Source organism: Flagellimonas sp. (assembly GCF_965215805.1).
Classification (GTDB): Bacteria; Bacteroidota; Bacteroidia; order Flavobacteriales; family Flavobacteriaceae; genus Flagellimonas.
This window is the reverse complement of record NZ_OZ244124.1, coordinates 3,823,577-3,838,166: the sequence shown is the minus strand read 5'-3', so window position 1 is coordinate 3,838,166 and position 14,590 is coordinate 3,823,577. Positions and strand designations below refer to the sequence as shown.

Annotated in this window: 11 protein-coding genes; 1 reads left to right on the top strand and 10 read right to left on the bottom strand. The window is 42.7% G+C overall.

The genetic code is table 11. The features are described from left to right. Positions 1 to 4: 4 nt before the first annotated feature. The 3 genes from ACOOE0_RS17055 to ACOOE0_RS17045 all read right to left on the bottom strand — a co-directional run bounded on the left by ACOOE0_RS17055 (position 5) and on the right by ACOOE0_RS17045 (position 4,327). Positions 5 to 508: a VOC family protein gene (locus ACOOE0_RS17055; protein ID WP_420400113.1), complete on the bottom strand. Its 504-nt coding sequence runs from the start codon at positions 506 to 508 to the stop codon at positions 5 to 7. Positions 509 to 590: 82 nt separating this feature from the next. Continuing rightward, a complete protein-coding gene (locus tag ACOOE0_RS17050) occupies positions 591 to 2,120 on the bottom strand; it encodes a nuclear transport factor 2 family protein (RefSeq protein WP_420400112.1) in 1,530 nt (509 codons plus the stop codon). Continuing rightward, entirely contained in the window at positions 2,117 to 4,327 is a 2,211-nt protein-coding gene (locus ACOOE0_RS17045) for a bifunctional alpha,alpha-trehalose-phosphate synthase (UDP-forming)/trehalose-phosphatase (RefSeq protein ID WP_420400111.1), read from the bottom strand. Before ACOOE0_RS17045 ends, ACOOE0_RS17050 begins: the two co-directional genes overlap by 4 nt. Positions 4,328 to 4,430: 103 nt before the next feature. Between ACOOE0_RS17045 and ACOOE0_RS17040 the strand changes: the two genes are divergently transcribed. After that, a complete protein-coding gene (locus ACOOE0_RS17040) occupies positions 4,431 to 6,230 on the top strand; it encodes a glycoside hydrolase family 15 protein (RefSeq protein ID WP_420400110.1) in 1,800 nt (599 codons plus the stop codon). Here ACOOE0_RS17040 and ACOOE0_RS17035 read toward each other — a convergent pair. The 7 genes from ACOOE0_RS17035 to ACOOE0_RS17005 form a co-directional block, all read right to left on the bottom strand. Then, a complete protein-coding gene (locus tag ACOOE0_RS17035; RefSeq protein WP_420400109.1) occupies positions 6,223 to 7,668 on the bottom strand; it encodes a pyridoxal phosphate-dependent decarboxylase family protein in 1,446 nt (481 codons plus the stop codon). The genes ACOOE0_RS17040 and ACOOE0_RS17035 overlap by 8 nt on opposite strands. Before the next feature lie 103 nt (positions 7,669 to 7,771). Next, a complete protein-coding gene (locus ACOOE0_RS17030; RefSeq protein ID WP_420400108.1) occupies positions 7,772 to 9,577 on the bottom strand; it encodes an acyl-CoA dehydrogenase family protein in 1,806 nt (601 codons plus the stop codon). Positions 9,578 to 9,694: 117 nt separating this feature from the next. Further along, the gene (locus tag ACOOE0_RS17025; RefSeq protein WP_420400107.1) at positions 9,695 to 9,982 is read right to left on the bottom strand and encodes a four helix bundle protein; all 288 of its coding nucleotides are present in this window, start codon (positions 9,980 to 9,982) and stop codon (positions 9,695 to 9,697) included. 25 nt (positions 9,983 to 10,007) lie between these two features. Continuing rightward, on the bottom strand, positions 10,008 to 11,198 hold the full coding sequence (locus ACOOE0_RS17020; RefSeq protein ID WP_420400106.1) for an acetyl-CoA C-acyltransferase: 1,191 nt from the start codon (positions 11,196 to 11,198) through the stop codon (positions 10,008 to 10,010). Between the two features lie 43 nt (positions 11,199 to 11,241). Then, a complete protein-coding gene (locus ACOOE0_RS17015) occupies positions 11,242 to 11,595 on the bottom strand; it encodes a four helix bundle protein (RefSeq protein WP_420400105.1) in 354 nt (117 codons plus the stop codon). Between the two features lie 41 nt (positions 11,596 to 11,636). Beyond that, the gene (locus ACOOE0_RS17010; RefSeq protein ID WP_420400104.1) at positions 11,637 to 14,042 is read right to left on the bottom strand and encodes a 3-hydroxyacyl-CoA dehydrogenase/enoyl-CoA hydratase family protein; all 2,406 of its coding nucleotides are present in this window, start codon (positions 14,040 to 14,042) and stop codon (positions 11,637 to 11,639) included. A 13-nt stretch (positions 14,043 to 14,055) separates the two neighbouring features. Further along, a complete protein-coding gene (locus ACOOE0_RS17005; RefSeq protein WP_420400103.1) occupies positions 14,056 to 14,502 on the bottom strand; it encodes a MarR family winged helix-turn-helix transcriptional regulator in 447 nt (148 codons plus the stop codon). Between the last annotated feature and the right edge of the window lie 88 nt (positions 14,503 to 14,590).

Sequence of the window (14,590 nt, the reverse complement as noted above, 5' to 3'; positions counted from 1 at the left end):
AATTCTATTTTCCAATCAGTTCAATAAAGGTTCCATCTGGATCCTGTACCAATATAAATCTTCTCCCATCAGGAATGAGGGTTGGTTTCTGGCTCAGGAATGGAATGTTGTTGTCTTCCAGTCTCTGGGTTACGTCATCCAAGGATTTATAAAATATGGTGATGTATCGCATTCCATTCCGATCTTGAATATGCTTTTCCTCTTCATTTTTTTCGTTGCCAAAGGACATCAATTTGTATTCTGCTGCATTGGGATCGTCATAAAGCTTTAAGACTTTGACATCAAAGGCTTTTCCTCCGGTCAATCCTGTTTTTTTGCTCAGAGGGCCATCAACACTGAACTCCCCTAGTTCTTTCATTCCTATAATGTTGGTATAGAAGTCTAAGGACGCTTCTAAATCCGTTACCACCACTCCAATGGAAATATAGGGTTTGTCGAATTCAGTTTGGGCCATGGCAGTATTTAGACAAATGAAGGATAGCAGTCCTAGAAAGAAGGATAATTTCATAGGTTGGGATTTTAAAAATGAGTTGTGAATGTAACAAAAGCTATGGAATTTTCTAAATATTGGTCTGGTGAATATGATGATCCTAACGGATAAAGGTAACCCTGGTGATTTTTCCATCTTCCACTTCATAAATTGCTGCTGCACTAAAACTGGATTTGGTGCCTGTAATATACTCTTCGTCAATCACCTTGTTTCCGATAACCATACGGTTTTTGATTTCGCAGTGCAGATTGGGAGTGGATTTGAAAAACTCTTCGTACCGAGCTTTCATTTTTGTTTTCCCTTTCATAAATGACTCGTTTGGAAAGTTGAAGAGTTCAATATCATCCGCATAGGTTGCCATAAAGCCATCTATATCCCTTGCGTTATAGGCATCCAATTGCGATTGGACCACGGCCTCGGTATCATTGGTTTCCCGATCTGGAAATATAAACCGCATGGAGGCGATGAACCCATTTTTAACCTCATAAAGAGCCACTTGATGCCCTTTTCTCCCATCTACCAGGGTGATTTCCTCATCTATCACAGTATTTCCTATTCTGATGCGCTTGACTACTTCCACCTTGGCCTCTTTGGTGTTTTGGTAGAAACGATCGTAGCTATCGGTCATTTTCTGACGTCCCACATACATGGGTTTGTTTGGAAATCGCTCCACCACAACATCCTCACTATAATTGGAGACAAATCCAAATAAATCTCGATCATTGAAGGTTTGCACCTGCCGGTCAATGACGCTTATCGGAGAGACTTCAGCAACAAAGGCCAAACGATTACCACTTGGATTGATGGCCATTCGGGTAATGTTGTTGATTTCATCAAGCTCAAAATCCATAACCGTTTGCCATTCCGTGTTGGAACCAATATTGAATTTAAGAATAGATTTTCCCACTCCGGTCAACAAGGTTTCCCCATTTAACCAACAAACATCCTCACTTTGTTTTGGAATATCTGCTAGTTTCTTGGTAAGCCCGCTAGTGGGGTCCAACGAGCGAATTTCCCACGGGGTATTTACTTTGCTTACATAACTGACCAAGTTGGTGTCGGGAATTTTATGAAAAGAGCGACCAACATTTCGGGCTATGGTTTTCCGAGTGCCTTCTTTTAGGTTGTTGACCACTAAGTCCATGCGATTGTCAACCAGAACAGAAGTGACCAAGACATTTTCATTGAACCAGACATGGTAACCCACTTTTTGATTGGGCAAGATGGGCTTTGATTCCCCTGTTTTTAAATCATATTCGTACAGCAATTGTAAACCATTCAAATCCAGCCGAATGGAAGAAACTGCAGCTTTGTTCGGAATTTTTAAAGGAGAATATTCACTTCCCGTTGGTGTATTGCTTACCCATTCCGATGTGCTTCCGCCTTCTATGTTGAATTTCTTGATATCGGTTTGATCAGCTCGGGTTGCCGAAAATAGGATGGTATGATCATCCATAAAAGAAGGTTGGTTGTCATAGCCGTGATTGTTTGAAATGTTTTTGGGATTGGATAGTACGGGATTTCCATCTTTCAAGCTTAAATCAAAAAGATACACTTCCGTATTGGCCTGCGAAAACAGACTTTGAAAGGAGGTAAGGAGTAAAATTATGGGGATAAATCTTAAAGTCATGAGTCTACAAGTTGATGGAGCAAATCACGGACACGTTTGGTGTTTTCCACATAGTACTTGGCCTGCGTTTTTTTGAGCCCCACTTTAACGGTCACGGCAGAATCCGGTAATTCTTGGAACATGAATTCATCTGTCCAATCATCTCCAATGGCAAAAACAAAGTCGTAATCATCTTCTCCCAGCATGCGTACAGAAGCTCGTCCCTTGTTCACGTTACTGCTTTTAACCTCCATTACCTTGTTGCCATTGAGCACGCTAATATCGTCGTTCCCAATAAGGCTGGTAAGCACGGTGTTGAGTTCTGTGGCTCTTTTTTCACCAAAATCGGGGTCTGTATTTCGGTAGTGCCAAGCCATGGAGTAGTTCTTTTCTTCAATAAAGGACCCTGGTGTTCGATCCACAAAGGACTCTAATACCGGTTTTATTTTTTCCATCCATTCCCCCTTAACGTTTTCCAACATTCTGAAGGGTTCACCTTCGGTGGAAATCCACACCCCATGTTCCACGATCATATTGTATTTTTTGTCCAGGAACCACTTGGTAAACGTTTGTTTGTCCCTTCCGCTGATCAAAAACAGCGTGGTGTTCTTGTCGTTGTGCAATTGATCCAGCAGTTTGTATAATTCAGCATCAGGGGTCGCTTTTTGGGGATCCTTATGGAATCCGGTTAGCGTTCCATCATAGTCCAAGAACAGCAATCGCTTCTTTGAACTGGCATATTGCTTGCTGATTTGATTTAGGATGGAATTGGACATTTTTTGGGAAACAAAGGTATCGTCCCCCTCACTTTTTTGATTGAGGGCATTCATAAATTCATTGGCCCATACCTCTACATTGTATCGTTCCAATCTGTTTTGAAGGAACATATTACGCGCCATTTGTTCCTCTTTGGGCATGGTAATGGCTTGTTTTAGGGTATCTGCCTGTTGTTCAAAATTGTTGGGGTTGATGAGGAGAGCTTCGTTCATTTCGTAGGCGGATCCCGCCATTTCACTTAAGATCAAAACCCCTGTTTTGTCTATTCGGGTGGCGATATACTCTTTGGCCACCAGATTCATCCCATCCCTCAAAGGTGTTAACCAGGCAATATCACTACTGGTATATAGATCGATAAGGTTTTCAAAGGGCATGGAACGGTAGAAGTACCAAATGGGTGTCCAGTTGACCGTGGAAAGCTCGCCATTGATGCGGCCCACCAGTTCATCAATTTCCTTTTTTAAGACCTGATATTGCGGTACGTTAGATCGCGAAGGCACGGCCAAAATAATCAATCGGACCTTTTCTTTGTATTCTGGATATTTGTTGAGGAAGTACTCAAACGCATTGATACGTTTGGCAATACCTTTACTGTAATCCAACCGATCTATTGAGATAATGAGTTTGGTGTCGGGTGCTGAAGCTTTGTGGTCATCCAATCTTATCTGAAAATCGGATCGCTTTTCCAAAGTGTTTTTTCCGTGTGCAATGGCGGCATCCCTAAATTTCTTATAATCTATTCCCATGGGAAAGGAATCCACTTTAATGACCCTGTGGTCTTGATAAACGTCATTAAAACTTACCTCAAGCCCTAAAAGTCTGCGCACGGAGCTTAAAAAATGCCGTTCATAATCATAGGTATGGAACCCAATCAGGTCAGAACCTAACAAGCCCTCTAGGACCTCTTCCCGCCAAGGCATGGTTCTGAAAATCTCATAAGATGGGAATGGAATGTGCAAAAAGAATCCAATGGATGTATTGGGCCTTTTCTCACGTACCATTTGGGGCACCAACATCAGTTGGTAATCGTGAACCCAGATGGTATCATCCTCATTGGATTGTTCTATGATGGCATCCGCAAATTTTTGGTTCACGGATTTATATACATTCCAGAAATCGAGCTCAAATTCCGTGTATTCCAAAAAATAATGAAACAAGGGCCATATAGTCCTATTGCTAAATCCAAAGTAAAACCCATCAATTTCTTTGGCAGTAAGGTTGACCTTGGCACAGCCATGCTTGGCAAGGGCTGAATCAATCTCCGATTCAAGGTCCGCAGGTGTATCCTCCTCTGTAAGTCCAGACCATCCAATCCATAGACTTTCACCCCCACTGTGTACGGATTTCATTCCTGTGGCCAAGCCTCCAACACTTGGGGTAGCGGTGAGTCCACCATCACTTATTTGCAATTGTACTGGTAGTCTATTGGAAATAATTATAGTTTTACTCATGAATGGTGATTTTAGGATCAAAATGTAATAAAATTCCTATTTTTTCGATTTAATAGAAGGTAAAAAAACCATTATTTAACCAACAGAAATTTAAATCCTGACTATGGATAACCTAAATTACGGAATAATTGGTAACTGTAGAAGTGCCGCATTGATTTCCGATACCGGCTCCCTTGATTGGTGCTGCCTGCCCCAATTTGATTCCACTTCAGTCTTTGCCAAACTCCTGGATAACAAGAATGGCGGGAGTTTTGAAATCAAGACCAAATACAATTACGAAATACATCAAGAGTACTATAGAAACACGGCAATATTGGTCACCCGCTATTCCGATGGGGAAAATACCTTTGAGGTTCATGATTTTATGCCGAGGTACCATAAACTGACAGGTAAATACAATGCTCCACCAGAAATTGTTAGGTATATCAAACACGTTTCCGGAACTCCAAGGTTTAGTGTGCACTACGATCCCAGATTGGAATATGCACAAGGAAATACCACCAACCATGTAAAGGCAAACTTCATTGTGAGCCTGACCAACAAACAAAAATTTGACACCCTTTTTCTATATACCTCGTTCAACAAGAACAGGGTAATGGACGGAGACGAGATTGTGCTGAAGGAAGATGGATATTTCCTCATTTGCTACAATGAAAAAATCCTGAAACCGACCACGGAGAAAATGTCCTTGGAATTGGAACGCACCAAAATTTATTGGCTGGACTGGGTGGATAGGACCCCGACCTACAAGCAGTTCAATGACGAAATTATGCGTAGTGCCATAACGCTAAAAATGTTGACCTATGATAAAACAGGAGCCGTATTGGCCGCCGCCACTACCTCCTTGCCCGAAACCATTGGGGAGGTAAGGAATTGGGATTATAGGTTTTGTTGGATCAGGGATGCCTCCATGGTGATCAAGGTGGTATCTGAATTGGGACACAAGAACTCGGCCAAAAGATATTTACAGTTTATTATTGATTTAATGCCTGACAAGGATGAAAAACTCCAGATCATGTACGGAATCAACAAGCAAAAAACGCTTACTGAGAAGAGCCTAGATCATTTGGAAGGATACAAAGGTTCCAAACCTGTGCGCATTGGAAATGCTGCTTACAAGCAAAAGCAGAATGACATTTATGGCATTCTAATGGATGTGATCTATGAGCAGTTGGTCAAGTTTAGCAACGACATGGAGAATGGGGAGGAGCTTTGGAGCATTACCAAGGGAATTGTTTGGATTGTTAGCAAGCACTGGCGCGAACCGGATAAAGGAATCTGGGAATTCCGGGGAGAGGATAGGCACTTTACTTTCTCCAAAGTACTGTGTTGGGTGGCCTTGGATAGGGCGATCAAGGTGGCGCGAATTTTTGGAAAATCCAGAAAAATTGAAAAGTGGACCGCACTTGAACAAGAAATAAAGGAGGATATACACGAACATGCTTGGAACCCTGATAGAAATGCCTTTGTACAATCCTATGGTTCCAGTGATTTGGATGCCTCTGTTCTGCTCATGGAGTCTTACGGATTCATTCATGCCAGAGACCCAAAATTTGTGAGTACCGTACGGGCCATTGAGGAGGATTTGAGCAATGACGGTTTACTGTATCGCTATAAAAATGAAGATGATTTTGGATTACCGTCGTCATCCTTTACCATTTGTACTTTTTGGTTCATCAATAGTTTGTTCAAAATAGGGGAGGAGGAAAAGGCCTTGGCCCATTTTGAGCGCTTGTTGAGTTACAGCAACCACCTCGGTTTGTTTAGTGAGGATATTGATTTCAAGACCAAACGTTTATTGGGGAACTTCCCGCAAGCTTATTCCCATTTGGCCTTAATTGAATGCGCCATAAATTTCTCCAGAAAAAAGAGTGAGGAGAAAATCTTGGAATCCATTAGCTGAGCTGTTTAGCCAATAGTTTTTCAGCTACTGATTTAATCTTTTCCAACATTTGGGAGAGGTGTTCCATTGTGGTGAACGGGTTCATCAAGGTTGTTCTTAGATAATGGATTCCGCGTAACTTGGTTTGTACCAAATAGAATTCCCCATCTTCCAAAAGCAGTTGTCTTATGGATTGATTAAGTGTGTTCAGCTCTTCCAAGCTTAAGGATGAATCCACATACCTGAAACAAAGAATATTGGATTGGGGTTCAAAAGCGAGTTCAAAGTGATCATCTTTCTTTAGCAACTGTTCAAAATCCATGGCTAGATCATACAGTGTAGTTACATTTTGGTCAAAAGCTTCTTCCCCGTACATTTTTAGCATGATGTACCAGTGAAGACTCATCATGGATTTGGTGCATTCAAAAGTTCTTTTACCACCGTTGTACCAGTCTTCTTCGTCCGTGTGGGTAAGTAAGTAATCTGCTTTTTGTGTAAAGGTGGTATGTGAATGCTTTCCTTCCTTGAAAATCAAGGCGGTGGTAATGGTGGGCATCATCATCATTTTATGTCCGTCAATAACCACAGAATCCGAAAGTTGGATTCCGGACAGCAGGTGTTTGTATTTCTTGGAGAATATGGCGGCTCCGCCGTGGGCACCATCCACATGAAACCATAAGTTGTGTTTTTCAGCAAAATGCCCAATGGCTTCCAAATCGTCATAAATTCCAGTTGCCGTGGAGGGAGCACTTCCTACTATGGCAAACACCTCAACACCTTTTTTCTTTGCTTCGTGGTAATAAGGCTCTAATTTTTCAATATTAATGCTGTAGGAATCCGTTACGGGAACTTTGATTATGCCAGCTTCGCCCAGCCCCATGATTTTAGCTGCCCTGTCCACGCAGTAATGGGCTTCCTCACTAACCATGATGCCCAATTTATGGGTGTGTCCATTGTTCCAAACATCGCTGTCCACCATAGCCTTTCTTGCCGATAATAGGGCTGTAAGATTGGCTAGGGTACCGCCAGATGTCAGGATGCCACGCGAGTTTTTGTCATAACCGATTCGTTCACCCAATAAATCACACACAATACGTTCCATGGCCGTTGGGGCCATTCCCATCTCGTACACCGCCATGCCATTGTTCAATATAGAACCAATCATTCCTGTAAGCGCTCCCATGGGCGCTGGTGCAGCTACTTGATGCCCCACATATTTAGGGTTGTGGGTATGGGTGGTGCGTTGCAGGATCTGGGGAAAGAAATCGGAAAGGTTTCCTTGCTCCAAAAAATCCTTCCATAACCCTAGCTCGTCTTCAGGATTTTTCCAACTTATGGTCTTTTGGGAAGACCCGGATAAAGTCCTCTCCAGGTGATTGGCCAAAAGGTCAATAAGGGTATGTCCTTGATTTCTAAAACTTTCAGAATTGTAGACGGTATTCAGCAATTTTTCATCCATGGAATAAAGGTATGCGGATTGCCAAAAGTGTCAAAATAAACCATAAAAAAACCGCCCCAGATGGGGCGGTTCCAAATTGAGCTTTGTTTCAGCATCATTTGAATTAGTCAAAGGTATACCCATTATCCGCTGCAACCTTGTCCGCAACCAGGGTGCGGAGTGCCACGACATTGGGTTGATTTGTATATTTCGTAAAACGTTTGAGTCCCATGAGCATCATACGTTGTTCGTCGCCTTCAGCAAAAGAAACTATCGCTTCCTTTCCTTTTTGATTGATAATATCCACAGCGCGGTACAAATATAACTTGCTCATTGCAATTTGCGCAGCCTGGGAATCTTCTCCAAATCTTTTGGCGTTTTTCTCCGTGCGTAAGATAGTGGATTCTGCCAAATAAATCTGAATCAAAATATCCGCAGCCGACATCAACAACATTTGGTGTTCTTCCAACGCTGCCCCGTACTTTTGGACTGCGCTTCCAGCAATCATAAGAAACACTTTTTTCAAGCGGGTCACCAAATCCTTTTCTTCAGAAAAAAGTTCGGAGAAATCAGGAGTATCAAAGGATGGGATGCCCATCAATTCTTCACCAACGGCGGTGGCTGGTCCCAATAAGTCCACATGACCTTTCATGGCTTTTTTAACCAACATGCCCACAGCCAACATTCTGTTGATTTCATTAGTTCCTTCGTAGATTCTGGAAATTCTTGCATCTCTCCAAGCAGATTCCATAGGAGTATCTGCGCTAAAGCCCATTCCACCAAATATTTGGATGCCTTCATCCGTAGTGTGCTGTACGTGTTCTGAAACCGCCACTTTTAGGATGGAGCACTCAATGGCATATTCCTCAACACCTTTGAGCTCTGCTTCTTGGTGACTATTACCATCAGCTTCACGCAAAGCGATTCTATCCTGGATGTTTTTGGCCGCTCTATAACAGGCTGATTCATCCGCATAAACGTTGGTGGCCATGTCAGCAACCTTGGCCTTGATGGCACCGAAGTTCATAATCGGGGTTTTAAACTGAATACGCTCGTTGGCATATTTTACTGCTTCTGTGGTCACCCGACGTTGTGCTTCCAAACAGGCAGCAGCTAACTTGATTCGGCCAACATTTAAGGCATTCATGGCTATTTTGAACCCATTTCCTCTTTCGGAAAGCATGTTTTCAACGGGAACCTTGGTTTCGTTGAAAAACACCTGCCGGGTAGAGGAGGAGTGAATCCCAAGCTTTTTTTCCTCATCTCCAAGGGTGATTCCATTTTCTGGATCGTTTTCTACAATGAATCCAGTGATATTTTTATCATCCTCAATTCTGGCAAAAACAATAAATACGTTGCAGAATCCAGCATTGGAAATCCACATTTTTTGTCCGGTGATGTTATAAAACTTTCCATCTTCGGACAAAACGGCCTTGGTCTTACCAGAATTGGCATCCGAGCCCGCCCCAGGTTCTGTTAAACAGTATGCGCCAAACCATTCACCCGTTGCCAATTTGGGGACGTATTTTTGCTTTTGTTCCTCAGTTCCATATAGGGTTATGGGCATGGTACCAATGCCTGTATGCGCCCCAAATGCTGTGCTAAAGGAACCCGTTGCTCCAGAAATATAATCACACACCAACATGGTGGAGACAAATCCCATTCCCATACCGCCGTAAGCTTCTGGAACAGCGATGCTCAACAAGCCCAATTCACCAGCATTACGCATGGTTTCTTCGGTATAGGCATAGTCTTTCTGCTCAAAACGTTCCCAGTGGCCCCAGAGTTCACGATCTACGAACTCTTTGGTGCTTTCCCGCATCATTTTTTGCTCTTCGTTGAGGTCCTCAAGGGTAAATACGTCTTCGCATTTGGTTTCCTTGACCAAGAATTGACCACCTCGTAGAATGTCTTTATTTATAGTTTCCATTATAGCTATTTTTTAATGCTCGATTTTTAATTTTCAATGCTTCTCAGATTCTCCTGCGAGGTCTTCACAATTTTAGTGAGAATCTTTATTATTTCATCAATACCTTTTAACTGTTCACTACAATTTACTTGCCCAAGTTTGGAACGATTCAAAAGTTTTAACCAAATATTGGGTTTCCCTCGCCTCTTTGGAAGCAAATGCCATTTTATGGATAAAATCCCTTTTTGATTCCGCAGCAGTGGCCTCATTCACATTTGCTCCAATACTAGTACCACTTCTCAACAGTTGTTTTGAAAGAACGAATTCTTTGTTTTGTTTTAAATCCTTAAACAATTCAATTATCGAAAGTGAAAACTCGAATGTCTTTCTTAAGATAACATTGTCTTCCTTCACCTCATTCAACATTCAAACTTCAAAATCCAGAATCATTTTAGTTAAGGAACTCATATATCCCTGCTGCGCCTTGTCCAGTACCCACACACATGGTCACCATACCGTATTTTCCTTTCATCTCGCGCTTTCGCATTTCATCAAAAAGTTGAACCGATAACTTGGCCCCTGTACAACCCAGAGGATGTCCTAGAGCAATGGCTCCGCCATTTACATTCACGATTTCCTGATTTAAATCCAGCTCGCGCATAACCGCAAGAGATTGGGAAGCAAAGGCCTCATTCAACTCAATCAATTCTACATCATCCTGTTTTAAGCCAGCTTGTTTTAGCGCTTTTGGAATGGCCTTGACCGGACCAATTCCCATAATTCTGGGTTCCACTCCCGCTGCGGCATAATTGACCAAGCGGGCAATAGGTTCCAGATTCAGTTCCTTTACCATTTCCTCACTCATCACCATCACAAAAGCCGCTCCATCACTCATTTGGGAGGAATTCCCTGCGGTAACACTGCCGCCAGCCGCAAAAACAGGGCGTAACTTGTTCAGGGTGGGAATGTTGGTTCCTTTCCGCGGCCCTTCATCCTTACTTACCGTGTAGGACTTGGTTTCCTTTTTTCCCGCTTCATTGACAAAGGTGTGTTCAACCTCTATAGGAACAATTTGATCCTGAAAACGATTTTCTTCCTGGGCCTTAAGCGCTTTCATGTGGGAACTATAGGCAAATACATCCTGATCTTCCCTAGATATTTTGAATTGATTGGCCACCGCTTCGGCCGTTAATCCCATACCCCAATAATAATCTTCATTTCCTTCCTTTGCTGTAGTGTAGTCAGGAGTAGGTTTGTATCCGCCCATGGGAATATAACTCATGCTTTCAGAACCTCCGGCAATGATGCAGTCCGCCATTCCAGACTGGATTTTGGCTGTGGCAATCCCAATGGTTTCCAACCCGGATGCGCAATATCTGTTGACCGTAACCCCGGGCACATCGTCAATGTTCAATCCCATCAAGGAAATCAAACGGGCCATATTCAAACCTTGCTCCGCTTCGGGCATAGCATTTCCTACAATTACGTCATCTATTCGTTTTTTATCCAGATTGGGCAGCTCTTTCATCATGTGTTCAATGGTTTCCGCAGCCAGTTCATCAGGTCTTTTAAACCTAAACAAACCCCTCGGAGCCTTTCCTACTGCCGTTCTGTATGCTTTAACTATGTATGCTGTTTTCATTTTATTCTAGATGTTAGAATTTAGATGTGAGATTTTAGACCTCTCACTGGGTAAATTTTTTAATTAATGAATAATTAATTTTTTGCACTTCAATTAAGCCATCTAAAATGGGCTTTAATTCTACCTCTGGAATCAAACCAAGTCTTTGGGATAAAACCAATTGAGAAAACAACTCATTGGATGAACCACTTGCAATCCCTAGGAAATTCTTAAACTCTCCATCTGTGTTTCGTCCTGCACCTTCAGCAATGTTTGAAGGAATTGAAACTGCACTCCTTCTAATTTGGCTCGTCAGCCCATAAATTTCCTCCTTTGGGAACTTTGAACTAAGCCGATAAATATCCTCAACAATGTCCATCGCCTTTTTCCAAATTATCAATTCCTGAAAATTATGCATAGTCTAGTATCTCAAGTCTAACTTCTCATATCTATTCGCAATTAATTGCGAAGCGGTTTCCCTGTTTTCAACATATGCTGTATACGTTCCAAGGTCTTTCTTTCGGTACAAAGCGATAGGAATGCTTCCCGTTCCAAGTCCAAAAGGTATTGTTCGGTGACGTAACTGGCCTCGGACAAATCCCCACCGGCCATTACATAGGCCAACTTATCTGCAATTTTCTTGTCATGTTCGGAGATATAGTGTCCTGCTTCCATGGAATCCGTTCCAACCAAGAACATACCCAAAGCCTGTTTTCCAAGTACCTTAACATCCTTGCGTTTTACAGGTTGTGTATATCCAGCCTCTGCCATTAGCTTGGCATAAGCCTTGGCTGTAGCTATTTGTCGGTCTTTATTGACAACCACTACATCTTTTCCTTTTTGCATGATTCCCAAATCGTAGGCTTCATAAGCCGAAGTGGATACTTTGGCCATTCCTATAGTGAGGAAATACTCCTGTAACACGTTCAGTTCCACATCGTTTTTACGAAAAGTATCCGAAGCACGCAGAGCCATTTCCTTGGAACCACCTCCGCCTGGGATGACCCCAACACCAAACTCTACCAATCCAATATAGGTCTCCGCCGCGGCAACAATTTTATCCGCGTGCAAGGAAAGCTCGCATCCACCACCCAAACACATTCCATGAGGGGCAGAAATAGTCGGAATTGAGGAATATCGCATCCGCATCATGGTATCCTGGAAGTACTTGATGGCCATATTCAGTTCATCATACTCTTGCTCCACGGCCATCATAAAAATCATTCCAATATTGGCTCCAACCGAGAAATTGGCAGCTTGGTTTCCTACTACCAGACCTTGGAAATCCTTTTCTGCCAAATCAACCGCTTTGTTGAGCCCAGCCAAAACATCCCCACCAATAGTATTCATCTTGGATTGGAATTCGATATTCAAAATGCCATCTCCCAAATCTTCGATGACCACCCCACTGTTCTTAAATACCTCATTGGATTTTCTGATGTTATCCAGAATAATAAAGGCATCCTGACCGGGTACTTTGGCCATTGATTTTTTAGGAATATTATAGAAATAGGTAGCACCATCCTTTACAGAGTAAAATGAGGAAGTACCAGCCTCTTTCATTGCAGAAACCCAAGCTGCGGCTTCCAAACCTTCTGCTTTGATAAACTCAAGCCCTTTTTCCAATCCTACCGCATCCCAAATCTGGAAAGGTCCATGTTCCCATCCAAATCCGGCCTTCATGGCATCGTCTATTTTATAAAGCTCCTCCGATATTTCAGGAATTCGATGCGAAACATAGGCAAACAAGGCCCCAAAACTCTTTCTGTAAAATTCCCCGGCTTTATCTTTACCCGAAGTAAGTACCGAAAAACGATCTACTACCTTATCAATGGTCTTGGTCAACTCCAGGGTAGCGAACTTGGCACTTTTCTTGGCCCGATAATCCATCGTATCCAAATCCAATGTCAGGATTTCACTTTTCCCTTTATCGTCCTTTACTTTTTTATAGAAGCCCTGTCCCGTCTTGCTCCCCAACCATTTGTTGTCCACCATGGTGTTGATGAAATCTGGAAGCTGGAACAACTCGAGACGTTCGTCCTCTTTGCAATTTTCATGGATACCATTGGCCACGTGTACCAAGGTGTCCAAACCAACCACATCCACGGTTCGGAAAGTTGCGGATTTAGGTCGACCTATGACAGGACCTGTAAGTTTATCAACTTCTTCCACGGTCATGCCCAAATCCTTAACCGCATGGAAGAGACTTTGAATGCTAAAAATCCCAATCCGATTCCCAATAAAAGCAGGGGTGTCCTTGGCTACTACGGAGGTTTTCCCGAGGAATTGCTCTCCATATCCATTGAGGAAATTCAATACTTCCTTAGAGGTTTTTGGTCCGGGAATGATCTCAAATAGTTTAAGGTATCTAGCCGGATTGAAAAAGTGGGTCCCACAAAAATGTTTTTGGAAATCCTCACTTCTTCCCTCACTCATAAACTTGATGGGAATACCCGAGGTGTTGGAAGTGATTAAAGTGCCTGGCGTTCTGTGTTTTTCGAGATTTTCAAACACCCGTTTTTTAATGTCGAGGCGTTCCACCACCACTTCAATGATCCAATCCACATCTGCAACCTTGGCAATATCATCTTCCAAATTTCCAGTGGCGATTCTACTAGCAAATTTTTGATGATAAATGGGGGAGGGTTTGGATTTTAGGGCAGCTGCCAAGGAATCGTTCACGAGTCTATTGCGCACCACCTTATCTTCCAAGCTGAGACCCTTGGCTTTTTCCTTCTCGTTAAGTTCTCGGGGAACAATATCCAATAATAGTACTTCGACCCCGATATTGGCAAAGTGACAGGCTATGCCACTGCCCATGATGCCGGAACCGATTACGGCAACTTTATTGATATGCCTTTTCATGTAAGCGTTGGAATTAATTTGTTGACTTTATATATATTTTTTTATCTACGATAAGCTTGTTGATCACTGCCGCGGTCTTAAAAAAGCTGGCCAAATCCTCCTCGGAAACATGTTGTTTGACCACCTCGTTGAACCGAAGCACCACATCCTTGGAATCTTTTCGTTTGTCCAGCCCCAAAGCCGTAAGGTGAATCAAAACACCCCGCCCGTCCTTGGGATTGGGTTTCCGTTGAATGTAACCCCGTTCCTCTATATTCTTCAAAATTCTGGATAGGCTAGTGGCCTCCATGCCCATTTTGGGTCCCAAAGCGGTACTTGGGGTACCTTTTTTGGGGTCTATGCTCAGCAGGGTAAAACCTATGGCCATGGTAAGCCCATAGTTCTTGGCTTCCTCATTGTACATCTTGCTAACTGCTTGCCAAGTGGCCCTTAAAGCATAATCAATGGTCAAATCTTTCATGGAACAGGATTGGTGTGACCAAATATACAAAAATTTATTATGCATGCATAATAAATATCGGAAATTGAAATTAAAAAAGCCCGACTTA